Origin of the sequence: Enterobacter sp. WCHEn090032 (genome assembly GCF_003986875.1) — a bacterium.
GTDB classification, from domain to species: Bacteria; Pseudomonadota; Gammaproteobacteria; order Enterobacterales; family Enterobacteriaceae; genus Enterobacter; species Enterobacter sichuanensis.
This window is the reverse complement of the sequence record NZ_RXRN01000040.1, coordinates 1-17406: the sequence shown is the minus strand read 5'-3', so window position 1 is coordinate 17406 and position 17406 is coordinate 1. Positions and strand designations below refer to the sequence as shown.

The 17406-nt window shown below is 56.6% G+C and carries 12 protein-coding genes; 3 read left to right on the top strand and 9 right to left on the bottom strand.

Features of this window, described 5'->3' with window-relative positions:
- Positions 1–110 precede the first annotated feature (110 nt).
- The 6 genes from bcsC to bcsR are packed head-to-tail and all read right to left on the bottom strand — an operon-like array spanning position 111 to position 10683.
- Positions 111–3593: a cellulose synthase complex outer membrane protein BcsC gene (bcsC, locus tag EKN83_RS22010; protein WP_126801701.1), complete on the bottom strand. Its 3483-nt coding sequence runs from the start codon at positions 3591–3593 to the stop codon at positions 111–113.
- Positions 3575–4681 carry a cellulose synthase complex periplasmic endoglucanase BcsZ gene (gene bcsZ / locus EKN83_RS22005; RefSeq protein WP_126801707.1) on the bottom strand — a complete coding sequence of 369 codons (1107 nt, stop codon included), beginning with the start codon at positions 4679–4681 and terminating at the stop codon, positions 3575–3577. Before bcsZ ends, bcsC begins: the two co-directional genes overlap by 19 nt.
- 6 nt (positions 4682–4687) lie before the next feature.
- A complete protein-coding gene (gene bcsB, locus EKN83_RS22000) occupies positions 4688–7108 on the bottom strand; it encodes a cellulose biosynthesis cyclic di-GMP-binding regulatory protein BcsB (RefSeq protein ID WP_126801700.1) in 2421 nt (806 codons plus the stop codon).
- A gap of 10 nt (positions 7109–7118) precedes the next feature.
- A complete protein-coding gene (gene bcsA / locus EKN83_RS21995) occupies positions 7119–9734 on the bottom strand; it encodes a UDP-forming cellulose synthase catalytic subunit (RefSeq protein WP_059386121.1) in 2616 nt (871 codons plus the stop codon).
- Positions 9731–10483, bottom strand: a complete 753-nt coding sequence (gene bcsQ, locus EKN83_RS21990; RefSeq protein ID WP_025759454.1) for a cellulose biosynthesis protein BcsQ — start codon at positions 10481–10483, stop codon at positions 9731–9733. The genes bcsA and bcsQ overlap by 4 nt, the downstream gene beginning before the upstream one ends.
- An 11-nt stretch (positions 10484–10494) precedes the next feature.
- Positions 10495–10683 carry a cellulose biosynthesis protein BcsR gene (bcsR, locus tag EKN83_RS21985; RefSeq protein ID WP_008503237.1) on the bottom strand — a complete coding sequence of 63 codons (189 nt, stop codon included), beginning with the start codon at positions 10681–10683 and terminating at the stop codon, positions 10495–10497.
- Between the two features lie 174 nt (positions 10684–10857).
- Between bcsR and bcsE the strand changes: the two genes are divergently transcribed.
- Genes bcsE through bcsG form a run of 3 tightly spaced genes read left to right on the top strand, consistent with a single transcriptional unit; the run spans position 10858 to position 14280 of the window.
- Positions 10858–12417 carry a cellulose biosynthesis c-di-GMP-binding protein BcsE gene (gene bcsE, locus EKN83_RS21980; protein WP_126801699.1) on the top strand — a complete coding sequence of 520 codons (1560 nt, stop codon included), beginning with the start codon at positions 10858–10860 and terminating at the stop codon, positions 12415–12417.
- Positions 12414–12608, top strand: a complete 195-nt coding sequence (gene bcsF, locus EKN83_RS21975; protein WP_025759457.1) for a cellulose biosynthesis protein BcsF — start codon at positions 12414–12416, stop codon at positions 12606–12608. The genes bcsE and bcsF overlap by 4 nt, the downstream gene beginning before the upstream one ends.
- Positions 12601–14280, top strand: coding sequence for a cellulose biosynthesis protein BcsG (gene bcsG, locus EKN83_RS21970; protein ID WP_095450739.1), 1680 nt, complete (start codon positions 12601–12603; stop codon positions 14278–14280). The genes bcsF and bcsG overlap by 8 nt, the downstream gene beginning before the upstream one ends.
- A 54-nt stretch (positions 14281–14334) precedes the next feature.
- On the opposite strand, the gene EKN83_RS21965 is transcribed toward bcsG, so the two are convergent.
- Genes EKN83_RS21965 through murB form a run of 3 tightly spaced genes read right to left on the bottom strand, consistent with a single transcriptional unit; the run spans position 14335 to position 17331 of the window.
- Positions 14335–15327 (bottom strand): glycosyl hydrolase family 8, encoded by a 993-nt coding sequence (locus tag EKN83_RS21965; RefSeq protein ID WP_126801706.1) that lies wholly within the window; start codon positions 15325–15327, stop codon positions 14335–14337.
- A 16-nt stretch (positions 15328–15343) separates the two neighbouring features.
- Positions 15344–16306, bottom strand: a complete 963-nt coding sequence (gene birA, locus EKN83_RS21960; RefSeq protein WP_025760406.1) for a bifunctional biotin--[acetyl-CoA-carboxylase] ligase/biotin operon repressor BirA — start codon at positions 16304–16306, stop codon at positions 15344–15346.
- Positions 16303–17331: a UDP-N-acetylmuramate dehydrogenase gene (gene murB, locus EKN83_RS21955; RefSeq protein ID WP_126801698.1), complete on the bottom strand. Its 1029-nt coding sequence runs from the start codon at positions 17329–17331 to the stop codon at positions 16303–16305. The genes birA and murB overlap by 4 nt, the downstream gene beginning before the upstream one ends.
- Positions 17332–17406 lie beyond the last annotated feature (75 nt).

The following is a 17406-nucleotide window of genomic DNA, read 5'->3' as shown; positions in this document are numbered from 1 at the left end:
CCACAGAACTCGAAGCGCAGGGCGCACCAGGGTGTAAACCTGGCGCGCCTGAGTATACCCGATTGCTGCACTTTTAAGAGAGACTTACAAATGGATTAAGTAAAATCCGATTACCAGTCCGCGTAAGGAATGAGCGGCTGCGGCGGTAAGTCCATATCACCCTGCCAGCCTGCGGCAGAGTAGCGTACGTACAGCAGCGCATGGCTTGGGGTATAGTCTTTTGCTTCCTGAATATCCACGCCCAGGCCAACAAACCAGTTGGAGGTCACCCGACGTTCAATAATGGCCCGCGCGGTATAACCGGTGCCTGAAGAGCTGCTGCCGGTTTCCATCGCCCCCCGGTCGGTATAGCGGCCAGGTTCATCGGTTGGAATAAGACTCTGGTCCGGGTAGCGCAGCTCGTCATTGGTTTTGGAGTGCGACCAGGAGACGGATCCCCCAAGCTCCCAGGACCAGTTCTCCGTGCGTTTACGCCAGGTCACCGGCAGGGCGAAGGAGACATACTCCTGCGGGCTGTAATAACCGCCCTGGCCCAGAGTATAGCCACTCAGATCTTTGTCGTAGTGCCACAGCATGTTAGAGACACCGACGGTAAGCCGCTCATTGTTTTTATTAATGAGCTTGTAGTAATAACCGGTCATCCAGCGCACGCGCCAGTTATCCTCCACATTTTTACCCGTCAGCGTCTCCGCATTCAGGCTTGACCAGATGCCGTTCGCCTCGCCTTTGTCGTAGCTTATACTCACCCCACCGCCGGTGGCGCGCACGCCGCCCCAGGTAGTGCCGGTGTTGGTATCTTTTTGCCCGGCGAAGGCCAGCAGAGAGCTGGAGATCGGCCGACGATGGGCGTTAACGGTGTAGCCCACGGGACCCAGGTCGCTGCTGTAGCTTACCCCGCCGACCACATCGACCACCTCGAAGCCCATCGGCGTAGTACCGATATCCCACGCCCAGGTTTTGTTCTGCCAGCCGACGGCAACGCTCGCGCCATTGTCTGACTGATGCGTATTGCCGCTACACGGCGTTTCGGCACAGGTCCCCCACTTGGGATCGTAGGTGCCGTTACGGGTAGCAAACGAACCGGCATCCATATTGACCAGATCGCTGCGGAAGAACATCCGTCCGTCCGAGAGCGGGGCATCAACCTGCAGCATGGTGGTATGTGCTTTCAGGTCGGAGTAGCCCCCCGTGCCGCTGGAGCCCCAGTAATCATGCTGCAGCGTGACGTTAACATCCTGCTGACGGTACAAATCGCCGGCATCGCTACGCACGCCGCGCTTCAGCCAGTCATCTTTTTCATCGTTACGCGTCAGGCGCGTAAAGCTGTCATTATCCGCCGGACGGGTGGTGGTGATGCCAGAGGAGACCATGGCATCTTTATAGGTCTCCAGCGCCTGCTGAGGCTGGCCGTTTTGCGCCTGAAAACGTGCCGCATCACGCAGCACCAGCGCGTTTTCCATCGACGCTGGCTGTGATTTAGCCTGCGGAATGATTTTGTTGAAGGTCTGTTCTGCAGCTGCGGCGTCACCCAGACCCGCCTGCGCCATCGCGATCCGGCGCTGCATATTGAGCGACAGCGGCTGGCCATGTTGCGCAGCGGGCAGCTTCGCCAGTTCCTCGCGGGCGGCATCCTTGTTACCTTGCGCGCTGTAAATTTCGGTCAGACCGAGGATCGCGTCTTCGTTCTGCGGCTCACGCTGCAGGACGGCGTTGTAGGTCGTTTTCGCCGAGTCCAGATCGCCACGCTGCTGTGCCCAGTCCGCCAGCGTGAGATCGATGCGGGTGGAGGCTGGCTGCTGGCGAAGAAGGTTTTCCGCCTCCTGCTCTTTGCCGCTGTCGCGCAGGCGGTTGGCGGTTTCCAGCACCTGATTGCTTTGCAGACGGTCGGCAAGCTCCTGGATATTGCCGTTCCACTGGCTACGCGGCAGCGTGTCCAGATGCGCCAGCGCGGCCCGGTCCTGATCGTTTCCGGAAAGATAGAGCCCGTTGGCATAAACCTGATCCGGATCGGTGGGTTTCTGGCGGGCAAGCTGACGCATCAGGGTATCCGCCTGGCTGCGCTGGCCGGCGCTGTAGAGATCGCGGGACAAACGGTAGGTTATCCACACGTCGCCCGGAGAGAGCGCCAGACGACGGCGCTGAATATCGGCAGCCTGCGCGTATTTCCCCTGGTTCTCCAGCTGTTCTGCCTCGGCGGAGAGCTGCTCGTTGGTCAGGCTGCGCTCAATATCATCAATGCTGCGACGCTGGCTGGCGGAGAGCGACTGGATAAATTGCGACGCCTTCTCCGGCGACTGCGCGCGGTAGATATTGGCCAGCCCACGAACCGCATTGCTGTTGCCGCTGTCCATACGCAGCGCCTGGCGATAATAGCGCTCTGCTGCAGCGTTATCTTTACGCGCCGCCGCGGCATCTCCCAGCCCCAGCACCGCATAACTGTCGGTATTGTCGATATTGCGCGCCTGCTGATAGTAGCGTTCCGCCTGCGCCGGGTTATTCGCCTTCAGCGCCGCATCGCCCTGCTGGATCAGCAGCCAGTAACGGTTAACCTTCAACAGGCTGTCCCATTTGCCGCGGTTATCACTCTGCGGGTCGAGGGCGATCGCCTTTTCAAACTGGGCCACCGCGCGAGCGCGATCGCCTTTCTGTGAGTATGCCTGGCCCAATGCGCCAACGGCTTCACTGTCGGCATGGTTTGCGCTGACCGCCTTTTGCAGATCCGCTACCGCCTTACCCCCCTGCCCGGCATCCACCGCCGCCAGGCCTTGTGCTTTCGCACGGAAAGTCGGATCGGCGAGCTGTTTCTGCTGCGCTTCAAGCTGTGAACGCGCTGCCGTTACGCTCTCGCCTTCACTGAACACGCTCAGGTATTTTTGCAGCGCAGTGACGCTGGCGCTGCTGACAGGCTGGTCTTTGATCTGCTCATACCACATATCCGACGCCTGGCTGCGCCCATTGGTGGAACGGGCCATCTCCTGCAGCACCGCAAAGCCTTCATCACGATGTCCGGTCTGGAACAGCAGTTGAGCCAGCGTGGACTGCAGCTGGGTATTACCCGGACTGCTGCTGTTAATTTTCTTCAGCTGGTTAATGGCCGCATTGCGGCGGGCGGGATCTTTCGCCACCACATTCCAGTACTCTGTCGCCACGTCGCCACCCGGTGGGTTGCCGTCGAACAGCTTGTCATAGGCGGCAATGGCCTCCTGCGTATGTCCCGTTGTGGCGAGTAATCGCGCCTGCTGTAACTGCTGACGGCCATCCGGGGTGGACAGCAGCATGGTGTTGCGAGAGGACTGATACGCACTGGAGCCCGGCGCGATCCCTTTCAGACGATCCAGCTCTTTTTGCGCACCGGCGTTATCGCCCTGACGCAGCAGGTAGCGAAAGCGCGCGGCAATCACGTCAGGGTTGTTCGGGTCGATTAGCTCAAGACGATAGAGCGACTGACGCACCAAATCCTCACGCTGTGTCGATTCGCCCAGCCGAACCTGCTCCAGCAGCTGTTGCTGCTGCGGGGAGTTGGCGGCCTGGGCCCACGGCATCAGCGCCAGGCCAAGCGATAAACTGAGTAGATTTACTGTGAACTTGCGCATTCCTGGCCCCAATCCGGTATTAATTCACCTTTAGCGGTGAAGCGAAAACGATGCTGATCCCATCCTTGTCCAAAGAGAGTCAGTACATAGCTGTAATAGGCGTTGTTATCGGGAAAATGGTCTGCCACGCGCTGGCGTTGAACCGCCTGGGCATCACGCTGTTGTAAAAAAGGCAGCATGGCGGCGGAGAACCCCACCGGGCCATTTCCCGTCGGTTTTCCACTCGCGACATCCACTTTCTCCGGCGGGAGACCCTGTCTGGTCGTCATGGCCGCCATTGGCTGGAAGCGCGTCAGCAGCCGGGCTTTCTGAGGATCTTTATCACTCATCATCCCTACCCAGAGATAAACGCGGATGGCATCGTAGCCGCCCACCAGCGATTTATCCTGCTGCAGGTGCCAGCCTCTGTTTTTCTGATACTGCACCCAGTCCGGCGCAAACCCTTTCGGCGCACTCTCCATCAGCAGGCGCAGATTGGTTTCACGAAGCTGAGTCCACGGCGCACCAAAGCGGGTGAAGTAACGCGCGAGCTGCGGAGGAAGATAGCTGGGGTTAAAGCGCCAGGCGTGTTCATCGGCAAAACCGACTTTTCCCGGGAGCAGCATTGCGCCGAGCCCCGGTACCTTCACCACTTCCTCGCTGGCAATCCGTTTAAGCAGCGCCTTACCCGTGCGGGTATAGTCCGGCTGTTTCCACAGCCGGCCTGCTTCGAGCAGTGACCAGGCGATCCAGACATCGGCGTCGGAGGCGGAATTGTTATCAATCACCGCCCAGCTCGCCTTGTCTTTCTGACCCCATAGCCAGGCCGGCAAACGATCGTCGAGACTGCCGCTGGCAAGATTATCGCGCGTCCATCTCAGCAGCTGGTCAAACGCGTTGCGATCGTTCGCCGCCAGGGCAAAGAACAGGGCGTAGCTTTGCCCTTCCGAAGTCGTAATTTTGCGCGAGTCACTGGGATCAATGACGCGCCCGCCCTCGCTGATGTAATCCTTTTTAAACTGCTCCCAGGCAGGCCAGGTACAGGCGGCGCGAAGAGGGAGCGCCGCCAGCATCAACGCGGCGAATGCACACCAGCGAACGGCGTTCATCACATCTTACTCATCCGGGTTCAGACGACGACGACTGATGATGCGCAGCAGACGCCACAACACCCAGGCCAGCAAGACCACACTGACCGCCGCCAGGATAGCCAGCAGAACCGGATGGTTAGACAGCGCATACCACAGGCGTTCGAACCACGGCAGATGGCCGACGTAGTACACATCACCAACACGCAGGCTATTCACGCCCGACTCACGGATGACGGAGACGGAACCGAACATTGCAGCACGTTTACCGCTGTCGTTCATGGCAGTATTGAGCAGTTCATACCCGCGCGGGCTGTCTGCCAGCAGAGCCACCACGCTACGCTGGTCGTTGTAAGGTGACTGGAAGCCCACCACCGCGGCCATTGCCCCCTGAGACGTTACGGTCGTCTGCGCGCTGGCCTGACGGTCGTTAACATCCGGCATAATGCTCGGGAATTCAGTCTGGCGCAGCGGCGTGTTGACCCAGGACTGGGCCGCTTTCACCAGCAGATCGATGCGTTTGTCATCCTTCAGCTTGTCCGGAATGGTACCGATCACCATGATATCCGCGTCTTTGTTCTGAATCTGGCTACCATCATCCGTCAACGTGACGTTAATCGCCGGTAATCCTGTCTGACCACCCACGGTTGCCATGGTGTCCAGCAGGGTAGTCACCTGCCCTTCGTTTGGCGTTTTTGGCATCACAACAATCGATTCAGAGAGATCGGCCATGCGGCTGAACGGGAAGCCCGCATTGGCAAAGGCGCGCAGATCCGGCATCGCCAGGAAGTGGTAGTACTTCGAGAAGTCGATGGTCGACTCATCGCCAATCACCACGTGGTTCTGAACCGGCTGGAAGGTAATGCAGTTTTCCACCGAGCCGCCAGGCATCGGGTTCATGTACTGGAAATCAAAGCGCAGCTGGTTGATCGCGCCAAGCTTCAGCGCCGGGATCGAGACATCCGTTTTACCGTCCAGCAGCCCCTGCAACACCGGCAGGCGAAGCATCAGGCGGTTGGTATCCTGCGTGCTTTGCAGGCTGAACGACTGCAGGAACTGGTTGTTCAGGCTGATATCCATGCGCGAGCTGTCTTTCGTGGCTGGCGCGGTATAACGGTAGTTGAGGTTGATATCAATGCCGTTGGTACGCAGCAGGTACAGATCCGGCGGCAGATTCAGTGACAGGCTGATCGGCGCAGGCTCAAGCCCCGTCGCCTGCAGCTGTTCTTCATAGGTTTTCAGCTCGCCAAAGGTGACCGCACGGTCGGTACGCACCCAGTTTGGCGCATCATAAGGTTTACGCGCCAGCAGCGGCTTGACCTCATCCACCACCACGCTGTTGCCACGGAACAGGATGTTGCCCTGGGCAATCGCTTTTGCTGCCTGAACCAGATCTTTATCGTCACGACCAAAGACCACCAGCAGCTTCACGTACGGATTGTCCGGGTGGCTCATCATCTCTACGGTCGGCGCTTTAACGTCCGGGTGATCGCGCAGGAAGGCCGGACGTTTCGCGTTGGTCGCAAAGACAATCGCATTTCGGTCCGGCAGTTTGTCATACATCGCCGGGAAGCTCTGGCCACGCCAGCCCGCACGGGAACCAAACCAGGACGCCACAATGGTGGCCGCCAGCTGTTCCGTGACGTCCGGAGACGCCGCAAATACCACCGGCAGGGTGAGCGGACGGTTATCCCGAGGATCAAAGAACGGAACCGGGAAAGCCGAGAGATCGTTTTTCAGCGCCAGCGACTGGTAGGTCATCTGCAGCGAGGAGTTACGCCCGACGTCCATCCACAGCGTGTTGCTGGCAGGGTTTTCGCAGACATCGCGGTAGTGACCGACAAACTCCAGGCGGATACGGTTAAAGTCGGTGATGAACAGTGGGTTGATTGGCACCTGAGCCTGCGTTTTCTTACCCAGTTGCTCTTTCGTGACCGGCAGAACGTCCATCAGCTCATCATTCAGGTAGACCTTCAGCTGAGACTGTGTCGGCAACAGTGATGGCGACGGTGTGTATTCCAGATTCAGCACCGCATTAGAGACGACCTCGTCGCTGCGCATGCCAAATTCAATGCCGCCGTTCGGGTTGATACCGCGCAGCACCATGCTGCCCGGAGGCGGCGCAATCTGTGCGAAGGTGAGCTTTACGTCCCGTGACGGGGCATTCTCCGCGACGACAGGGGCATTCGCTCCCCGGACGCCCGGCATCACCTGTCCGACGACCTGGCTGCCTGCCGGCAGGGTGTTCCCCTCCGTTGGCTGGTTCGGAATGATGTTTTCTGTCTGGCCGGGTGCCGCAGTGACAACCGGATCGGTTGCCTGCGCGACGACAGGCACCATTGGCGCAGGCGTTGCCGCTGCGTTATCAGGAGCTGCGTTAGCCATTGTTGCGGGGAGGGTACTCATCCCCATTGCCACTGCACATAACCAGGAAAGTTTTGTTTTCATCGCGTTATCATCATTGTTGAGCCATAACCGGGTCCGCCTGCTTCGCCTCATCCCGCCCAGGACGACGAGGAATGAACGACACGACCCAGGAAACCAGCGAAGTAAGTGACCGGAAAATTAATTTCACCGACGACGGGGCAAATTCTGCAAGGTGACGATAGCCACGGAACCCCAGCTTCAGAATATCCAGCAGGCTTTCCAGAGGTTTATCTTCCGGGAAGCTGTCCTGCCAGAGAGCCCACGTATCCGCGCGGGCAAACGTACACTGCACAAAATCAATATGTTGCTTTTTGGTCAACGGCATCAGCTGCAGACCCACTTCATCGCCCGTCACACGAACGACCTGTGTCGGGAAGACATACTCCTGCTGGCCGCGTTTAAGCAGCAGGTTAACTTTTTGCCCTTCCAGCACCTTGGCCTGACCGTTGATTTTGATCCCCAGACCACCGTCAGAGAAGTCGTGCACGGTACAGGAGAAAAGATGTCCATCTTCACGGGCAATGGCCGCCGGCATGCAGATTTCCACGCGATGCGCACGGCGAACCTGTTTGCTCTCCACAGATACCGCCACCGCGCCACCGAGGATAATCAGGTTGTAGAAGACCCAGGCCATACTCACGAATACCGTCAGGATCTCGTTTTCCGGACCATAGAAGTAACGCCAGATACCGGCGATGACGCCCACAATATTCAGCAGCACCAGGAAGATATACGGACGGGAGATCACCCAGTCGACGTACTCCTCTTCCACCAGACCGCCCTTCGCGGTGACGTTGAATTTACCTTTATGCGGATTAATCAGCGCCACCATCGTCGGCGGTGCGATGTACCAGGCCAGCACCGTTTCGTAAATTTCACTCCAGAAGGAGTGGCGGTATTTACCCTGAATCTTCGAGTTCGTCAGGCTCGCGTGGATCATGTGCGGCAGAACAAACAGCGCAATCATCAGCGCAGGAGCGTAGATGATATAAGCGTGAAGGAGCAGGAAGGCCAGCGGCGCGGTCAGGAAGATCAGCCGCGGGATACCGGATAAGAAGTGGAACATGGCGTTGACGTAGCAAAGACGTTGCGCCAGCTTCAGGCCTTTTCCTATCAGTGGGTTATCAAGACGGAATATCTGCACCATGCCGCGGGCCCAGCGAATACGCTGACCGATGTGCGCCGACAGTGACTCCGTTGCCAGACCGGCAGCCTGAGGAATGCGCATATAGGCAGAGGTATAGCCGCGACGGTGCAGGCGCAGAGAGGTGTGCGCATCTTCGGTGACCGTTTCCACGGCAATGCCACCAATTTCATCCAGCGGTTTACGGCGGATAACGGCGCAGGAGCCGCAGAAGAAGGTGGCATCCCACATGTCGTTACCGTCCTGCACCAGGCCATAGAACAGCGTGCCTTCGTTCGGGGTTTTACGGAAGCGACCCAGGTTACGTTCAAACGGGTCCGGCGAGAAGAAGTGGTGCGGCGTCTGCATCATCGCCAGCTCTTTCTCTTTCAGGAACCAGCCCATGGTCATCTGCAGGAACGAGCGCGTCGGCACGTGGTCGCAGTCAAAGATCGAGACAAACTCCCCAGTGGCATACTTCAGCGCGTTGTTGATGTTCCCGGCTTTAGCGTGCTCGTGAGTCGGCCGGGCGATGTACTCGACGCCCACCTCCTCGGCGAACTGACGAAACGCCGGACGATTGCCGTCGTCGAGGATCCAGACTTTGAGCTTATCTTTCGGCCAGTCGATGCCCAGCGCGGCATAAATGGTGTTTTTTACCACGCTCAGATCTTCGTTATAGGTCGGGACGAAGAGATCAACGGTCGGCCACTGCGTGGTGTCTTTTGGCAGCGGAACCGGCTGGCGGTTGAGCGGCCAAATCACCTGGAAATAGCCCAGCACCAGCACAATCCAGGCGTAGGTTTCGGCAAAAAGCAGCACCAGGCCGCACACCAGACTGACCGGATCGTCCCAGTTAAGGGTTGAGGTATAACGCCACCAGATGTAGCGACAGGAGACGGTCAACGACAACACAATCAGCATCAGCGCCGAGAAGCGACCTGGAATACGGCGAACCAGCAGCGCCACGCCCCACAGCAGGATCAGGAAGGTGAACTGCGCCAGCGGGTTAAAGGGCTGCGTAATACAGACCAGCGCCAGAATGAGCGAGAACACGACGATGACGCCGAGAATAAAACGCCGCAAGCCCGGGTGGAGATGCCCGAGCTCTTTATGGTTATCCAGATGGCTGGTCTTATCGGTCACGCTGTTGGGCAGTCTGTCCAGCCACTGGTGGTAGCGTTCGCGTAGCTGTTGCACGCGGGAGAAACTGCGCCAGTGCGGCGTTATTTTCTCGTTGCGGGATGATGTGACCGCCAGCCAGAGCGCCTGAATGAGGTAACGCGCCGGGTCCAGTGGCCGCGGGCGGTTGGGATTGATGTGGGGATATAGCTCACTGTGTCGTGCGCGAATGCGCTGCCAGCGCGGGTGTTCGAGCGGAATGAACGTCCAGGCCAGGATCATCCAGAAACAGCCGAGCGCGGCGCTGAATGCCGAAGCACCATGCCGGCGAAAATGCCGGTAGTTTTCGCTCAAACGCGAACTGACCGGCGGGATGAGTAACCAGCTGGCGAGTCGACTCATACAGAACTCCCTGCAGGCTCCGCCCCTTTGGCGAAGTTCAGCAGACACCAGTTAGCCAGCGTCAGGATCTCTTCTGCCGCCAGCGAATCGCTGCGGTACTCGCCGAGCGGTTGCTTGGACGCAAGGCATTCAGCCATTCCTTCATCACGATGGATGACAATAGGTAGCAGACGACGCTGGCTTTGCAGCCACACCTGATACAGATCGTCCTGGATCTGGCTGCCAATGCGTAAATCGTTAATCAGGATATGCGCATTCTGAGGTAAACCCTGCTGATGCAAGCGGATGTGGCAATTCGCATCGACATTGACGATGGAGAGGACGTGATCGCACTGTGCGATAAGCTGTCGGGTCAGCGTGCCGGCGCCGTGCGGCAGATCCAGCAGGATCCACCGGTAATGCCCCTTTTCTTTCAGACTTTGCAGCGCCAGCGTGAACTGTGAAAACAGGCGCTGATAGGCGGCTTCATTCTCGCGTTCCGTGGTGGTGAGTTGACCAAACGGCAGCAAATCGAGCTGGGAGGTATAGCGCATACCGGCATCCCGCCAGTCTTTATCATCAAGCAGCGCCCGGGCCCAGCCCTCTTCGCGAGTAAAGTCGACGTTAAACGACATACGCAGCAAATTATCGGCGCAGGCGTCAATAACCAGCACCGATTCACCTAAAAGCTGTAATGACCACGCCAGCGCCGCGGTAACAGATGTGGTACCCACACCGCCACGGACACCCTGTAATCCGAGTATGGCCATCAATGGCTCCCTTATTGTTGATGGGCAAATTCAGCTAACAACGGCCAACGTTTAATAGCCGCAGCCAACTGTTCCCGCTGGGAAATATCGGTGTAATCTATTTCAGGTAAAGAAAAGGCCTGCGTCAGCGCCAGAAAATCGTTTTGGAATGTGTAACCCAGCGTCGAGTCGACTGGGGTTCCGGGTTCATTATTATCCATTCTTTTTCCATCCCTTTGAGGAAAATCGCACGCTCAGAAGTTGCGGGGCTCCCTGCCCGGACAAATTTCATTTACATGCTAAATCTGATGTTCTTTAATTTCAATGTTAGGTTTATTTCTACGCTTTCGCTAGTAAACTGAGATACAGATAAATTAGACGAAAAGAGGGACACCGTGGACTCCATATTTTCTATTGGCATCCAGTCATTATGGGACGAATTGAGCCACATGCCAGTCGGAGGAGTCTGGTGGATTAATACGGACCGCAATGAAGATGCTATCACTCTGGTAAACCAGACAATTGCTGCTCAGGATAAGGATTCCCGCGTGGCCGTCATTAGCATGGGTGACGATCCGAAGAAGATTATCACGCTTGAAAGCGATCGCGGCCCCCAGACGGTGCGATTATTTTCCATGAAACCGGAAGCCGATAGTCTATACTTTTTGTCCCGCGATGTTCAGTGCACTATTGATCCGGATCACTATCTGGTGATTCTCAAATGTGCAAATAACGTCCTGCAAAATATTCCTGCGGAAAAGCTGCTGCCGTGGCTGGAAAAAATCAATAAATGGGCAAAATTTCAAAATTGCACGCTATTGGTCGTTAATCCCGGCAGTAATAATGACAAGCTGTTCTCATTGTTAATGGGCGAATATCGCTCCCTGTTCGGTCTGGCAAGCGTTCGTGACCAGGTGGGCAGCTATCTCTACGATATTGCTTTCTGGTGTAATGAAAAAGGGGTGAGTGCCAGGCAACAACTTACTCTGAAACATATCGAGGGCAAGTGGCACCTGGCGCAGCAGGAAGAGACCGTGGTTCAGCCGCGCAGCGATGAAAAACGTATCCTGAGCCATATCGCGGTCCTGGAGGGTGCCCCTGCTCTTTCGGAAAACTGGTCCCTGTTTGACTCTAACGAAGCCCTTTTCCATGAAGCCCGCACAACCCAGGCGGCAACCCTTATTTTCTCGTTGATGCAAAATAACCAGATTGAGACGCTGGCAAGACAGATCCATACCTTACGCCGCCAGCGCGGAAGCGCGTTGAAAATTATCGTGCGTGAAAACAATACCAGCCTGCGCGCCACCGATGAGCGCCTGCTTCTGGGCTGCGGCGCGAATATGGTTATCCCCTGGAATGCGCCGCTGTCACGCTGCCTGACGCTTATCGAAAGCGTGCAGGGTCAGCAGTTTAGCCGCCATGTACCGGAAGAGATTTCCACGCTGCTCTCCATGACCCAGCCGATGAAACTGCGTGGATACCAAAAATGGGATACCTTCTGCGATGCCGTCGGCAACATGATGAGCAACACGCTTCTTCCTGCTGACGGAAAAGGGGTCATGGTTGCCCTGCGTCCTGTACCGGGTATTCGCGTTGAACAGGCTCTCACCTTATGCCGCCCGAACCGTACAGGGGACATCATGACCATCGGCGATAATCGCCTGATGCTGTTTTTGTCCTTCTGCCGGATAAACGATCTTGATACTGCGCTTAACCACATCTTCCCCCTGCCGACCGGTGATATCTTCTCGAACCGTATGATTTGGTTCGAAGATAATGCCATCAGCGCGGAACTGGTGCAGATGCGTGCGCTCCAGCCAGAACAATGGGCTAAACCGCTCGCTATCACGAGCGATGCGAAACCGATCCTCAATGCCAGACATGATGGACATGTCTGGCGACGGGTGCCGGAGCCTCTTCGCTTATTAACAGACAACGCGGAGAACGCACTATGAATATCAGCGATATCATTCAACTGGTTATAGTCTGTGCGCTGATCTTTTTCCCGCTTGGCTACTACGCACGCCATTCCATACGTCGTATCCGTGATACGGCCAGAGTGTTGTTTATAAAACCTCGCCACGTTAAACCAGCCGGAACACTGACACGGGCATCACACGTCAAGGCAGACCGAAAACATGACTAATTCAACCTATACCGCTTCGTCACCTTCGCCGCTCTGGCAATACTGGCGCGGCCTTTCCGGCTGGAACTTCTACTTTCTGGTGAAGTTTGGTCTGCTGTGGGCAGGCTATCTGAATTTCCATCCTCTTCTCAACCTGGTGTTTATGGCCTTCCTGCTGATGCCTCTGCCGAATATCAGGCTGCATCGTTTACGCCACTGGGTAGCCATTCCTGTCGGCTTTGCGCTGTTCTGGCATGATACCTGGCTACCGGGGCCGGACAGTATTATGAGCCAGGGCTCGCAGGTGGCGGGGTTTAGCGCCAGCTATGTCCTCGACCTGATCGAGCGTTTTATTAACTGGCAGATGATTGGCGCGGTATTTGTGCTGCTGGTTGCCTGGCTGTTCCTGTCACAGTGGGTCCGCGTCACGGTGTTTGTCGTGGCGATTATGATCTGGCTTAACGTGCTGACGTTGGCAGGGCCAAACTTTTCGCTGTGGCCTGCCGGTCAACCCACCACCACGGTGACCACCACAGGGGGAAGCGCGGCGGCAACCGTCACGACGGCTGGCAATACGCCTGTCGTGGGGGATATCCCAACCCAGACCGCACCGCCGACCTCCACAAACCTCAATGCCTGGCTCTCCAGTTTCTATACTGCGGAAGATAAGCGTCAGACGAAATTCCCGGACGCGCTGCCGGCAGATGCTCAGCCGTTCGAACTGCTGGTGATCAACATCTGCTCTCTCTCCTGGGCCGACGTGGATGCCGCAGGTTTGATGTCGCATCCGCTGTGGTCGCATTTCGACATTCAGTTTAAAGATTTCAATTCGGCCACCTCATACAGCGGCCCGGCGGCGATCCGCCTGCTGCGTGCAAGCTGCGGTCAGACATCGCATAAAAACCTGTATCAACCCGCCGGCAACCAGTGTTATCTGTTCGATAACCTCGCCAAACTGGGCTTTACGCAGCATCTGATGCTGGGGCATAACGGCCAGTTCGGCAACTTCCTGAAAGAGGTGCGCGAACAGGGTGGCATGCAGGCGCCGTTGATGGATCAAACGGGTCTTCCGGTCTCTCTGCTGGGCTTCGACGGCTCGCCCGTTTATGACGATACCGCCGTACTTCAGCGCTGGCTGCAGACCATCGAAAAAGACAGTAATCCGCGCAGTGCGACGTTCTTTAACACCCTGCCGCTTCACGACGGTAACCACTTCCCGGGCGTGAGCAAAACGGCAGACTATAAAGTGCGTGCGCAAAAATTCTTTGACGAGCTGGACGCGTTCTTTACGGAGCTGGAAAAATCCGGCCGAAAAGTGATGGTGGTGGTCGTCCCTGAACACGGTGGCGCGCTGAAAGGCGACAGAATGCAGGTGTCGGGCCTGCGTGATATCCCAAGCCCGTCCATTACCAACGTGCCTGCTGGCATTAAATTCTTTGGTATGAAGGCACCACACCAGGGCGCGCCGATTGAGATCACCCAGCCAGGTAGCTATCTGGCGATTTCAGAACTGGTTGCCCGTGCGGTGGACGGCAAGCTGTTTGTCGAGGATAGCGTGAACTGGGATCAGCTCACCAGTAACCTGCCGCAAACGGCAGAAGTTTCCGAGAACGCTAACGCGGTAGTGATTCAGTATCAGAACAAACCGTACGTTCGTCTGAACGGCGGGGATTGGGTACCGTATCCGCAGTAAGGCCCCTCACCCTAACCCTCTCCCCACAGGGGAGAGGGGATAGTCGGTGCGTTATTATTGCGCTGAGATCCACACCAGCATTTTCAGACTTGCCGAATAGTAGTCGTCTTTAGAGGTGATTTCGGGTTCTCCGGAAGACTGTCCCATCGTTAAATCGCGTACCGCCAGCAGACCGCCTTCCATCATATAGGGCGCATAGTCGTTGGTCGTGACGTTCACCCAGGCGGGCGTTTGTTCCCGGGGAAACTGACCGAACCAGGCTTTCCACGGCGTCAGCAACGGGCTTTGTTTATCAGACCAGGCAACGTACAGCGGAATACGAATCGCATCGTAGCTCATCCGCGGTGGCCAGCCCTGGGCCGGTGCCAGCTTGCCACCTGATGTCAGTGAAACCCAGTCAGGGGGCAGATTCGCTTTACCCGAACCCATTTTCCCCAGCAGGCGTTTCCCGTCCTTCATCAACTCATGCCAGATCGGTAAATGACTGCGCGCGGCAAAGTCCTGCCAGGCCGGAAACACGAAATAAGACGGATTAAGGATCACTTCACCCTCAGGCTTAAATCCCTGGACGCCGGGCAGCATCACGCGGTAACCCGCATAGCGGATTACACTGTGGTCAATCAGTGCTTTTGTAATGGCATCCGATGCGGTGCTGTAACGCTTGTCATGCCAGCGAGCATCGGCTTTTAATAACGCCCAGGCGATCAGCACATCGCCGTCTGCGGCGTTGTTTTTGTCGGCAATAGGGTTGGACTCTGCGGGGTTGTAACGCCAGTAAAAGAGACCATTCTCTTTGTTCTTCAGCTGGCTGTCCGTCCATTGCCAGAGCTTATCGAACGTGGCTTTATCGTCATTGGCCACCGCCATCAGCATGGCGAAACCCTGACCTTCCGTATGCGAAACACCGCCATTGCCGGTATCGACAATGCGGCCTTCCGGTTTGAAAAAGCGTGCCTTGTAACTTTCCCAGGCCTGCCCCGCCTGCGAGAGAGGCGAGAACAGTACACTCATCATGACAGCCAGCGTCGCGCAGACGGGTTTTCGCATCATTGACTCCGTCCGGTTACTCGGCACTTCGCAGGGAAATCTCACCGCCCACCCAGGGCTTGATTGCGCCATCCTGCTCCAGAAGCAACGCCCCCTGCGCATCAATACCGCGGGAAGTACCGTAGATCTCTTTATCGCCAATCAGCAATTTCACCGGGCGGTTGATGAAGTTATCCAGCTTTTCCCAACGCGACAGGAACGGAGCCAGCCCTTCCTGCTCAAAAAGCGTGAGTGAACTGCGCAACTCTTTAATCATACGCACGGCGAGGGTGTTGCGATCGATGACGATGCCCGCCTCCTGGAGGTTAGTCCAGGCCTGGTTCACCACATCACTCTGGACGTTGCGCATCACCATATTGAGGCCCGCGCCAATGACAATTTGCGCCGCATCGCCGGTTTTCCCCGTCAGTTCAACCAGGATACCGGCCAGTTTTCGATCGTTGAGGTAGAGATCGTTAGGCCACTTCACGCGTACGTTATCCGCCCCCAGATCGTGCAGCACTTCCGCCATGACAATGCCGATAACCAGACTCAGGCCAATGGCAGCGGCAGGCCCCTGCTCCAGACGCCAGTACATGGAGAGATAAAGGTTCGCGCCAAACGGTGAGAACCATTTGCGACCGCGACGGCCACGCCCGGCCTGCTGATACTCAGCAACACAGGCATCGCCGGATTTCAGCTCAGGCAGACGATCCAGAAGATACTGGTTCGTCGAATCAATCACGGGTAGCACCGCCACATTGCCGTGTCCAATCTGGCTGCGAATCAGTTCTTCATTCAACAGTTGAATCGGTTCCGGCAGGCTGTAGCCTTTTCCTGGTACCGTGAAGACATCGACACCCCAGTCGCGCAACGTCTGAATATGCTTATTGATGCCGGCACGGCTCATGCCCAGCTGTTCGCCCAATTGCTCGCCAGAATGAAACTCACCGTCGGCAAGAATGCCAATCAGGGTTAAGGGGATGGTATTGTCCTTCACGCGATGGCCTCCACGGCATTGACTTCGCCTGTGCACCCGATAAAGCGCACTTCCGGCTCCAGCCAGACGTTAAATTTCTCGCCCACACGCTCACGGACATGATGTGCCAGCTGAACCACATCATCGCTGGTCGCATCACATTGATTAATCAGTACCAGAGCCTGCTGTCGGTGAACGGCAGCGCCGCCGACTGTCGTGCCTTTTAACTGGCATTGATCGATAAGCCATCCCGCAGCAAGCTTCACGCTGCCGTCCGCCTGAGGGTAATGTGGCGCTGTTGGCCATCCTTCAAGGAAGACTTTTGCCCTTTCGCTGCTAATCACCGGGTTTTTGAAGAAGCTTCCGGCATTGCCGTTTACTTTGGGATCGGGAAGTTTGGTCATCCGCATATGGCAAACCGAGTCAAAAACGTCGCGAGGGGTAACGGTTTCCGGATCGAGACGCGTTAAATCACCGTAGGTCAACACGGGCTGCCAGCGCTTAGACAGACGCAGGCCCACGGCGACAATGACGTAGCGATCCTGATATTCATGTTTGAAGATACTGTCACGATAGCCAAAACGGCACTCTTCTGCGGTTAAACGCTGGGCCGTTCCGGTCGCCAGTTCGATACAGTCGACATACTCACAGACATGTTTCAGTTCGATGCCATAGGCACCGATGTTTTGAATGGGTGACGATCCGGCGCAGCCGGGGATCAGCGCAAGGTTTTCCAGACCCGGCATCCCTTTGTCGAGGGTAAACTGCACCAGATGATGCCAGTTTTCACCGGCCCCCACGTGAATGTGCCAGCTATCGGCGCGCTCTTCCACATCAATGCCCATGATGCGGTTAATGATTACTGTTCCCGCAAAATCGTCGAGAAACAGGACATTACTTCCTTCGCCCAGAATCAGTACGGGTTCGTTATTTTCTGTTGCGCTTTGCCATGCATTCAGCAACTGCTGTGCGGTATCGGCACGTACAATCTTTTTAGCATTCCGTTGAATGCCAAAGGTATTCCAGGGCTTAAGGGAGTGGTTCATAGACGCTATCCTGATGCAAAAACGCAGGTAGTTTACCGTATAAGCAAGGTATTGGGGGATTAGTTTTGTGTAGCG

Coding starts and splice junctions, on each gene's coding strand:
- bcsC (WP_126801701.1), bottom strand. CDS start 3,593: ATGCGCAAGTTCACAGTAAATCTACTCAGTTTATCGCTTGGCCTGGCG.
- bcsZ (WP_126801707.1), bottom strand. CDS start 4,681: ATGAACGCCGTTCGCTGGTGTGCATTCGCCGCGTTGATGCTGGCGGCG.
- bcsB (WP_126801700.1), bottom strand. CDS start 7,108: ATGAAAACAAAACTTTCCTGGTTATGTGCAGTGGCAATGGGGATGAGT.
- bcsA (WP_059386121.1), bottom strand. CDS start 9,734: ATGAGTCGACTCGCCAGCTGGTTACTCATCCCGCCGGTCAGTTCGCGT.
- bcsQ (WP_025759454.1), bottom strand. CDS start 10,483: ATGGCCATACTCGGATTACAGGGTGTCCGTGGCGGTGTGGGTACCACA.
- bcsR (WP_008503237.1), bottom strand. CDS start 10,683: ATGGATAATAATGAACCCGGAACCCCAGTCGACTCGACGCTGGGTTAC.
- bcsF (WP_025759457.1), top strand. CDS start 12,414: ATGAATATCAGCGATATCATTCAACTGGTTATAGTCTGTGCGCTGATC.
- bcsG (WP_095450739.1), top strand. CDS start 12,601: ATGACTAATTCAACCTATACCGCTTCGTCACCTTCGCCGCTCTGGCAA.
- EKN83_RS21965 (WP_126801706.1), bottom strand. CDS start 15,327: ATGCGAAAACCCGTCTGCGCGACGCTGGCTGTCATGATGAGTGTACTG.
- murB (WP_126801698.1), bottom strand. CDS start 17,331: ATGAACCACTCCCTTAAGCCCTGGAATACCTTTGGCATTCAACGGAAT.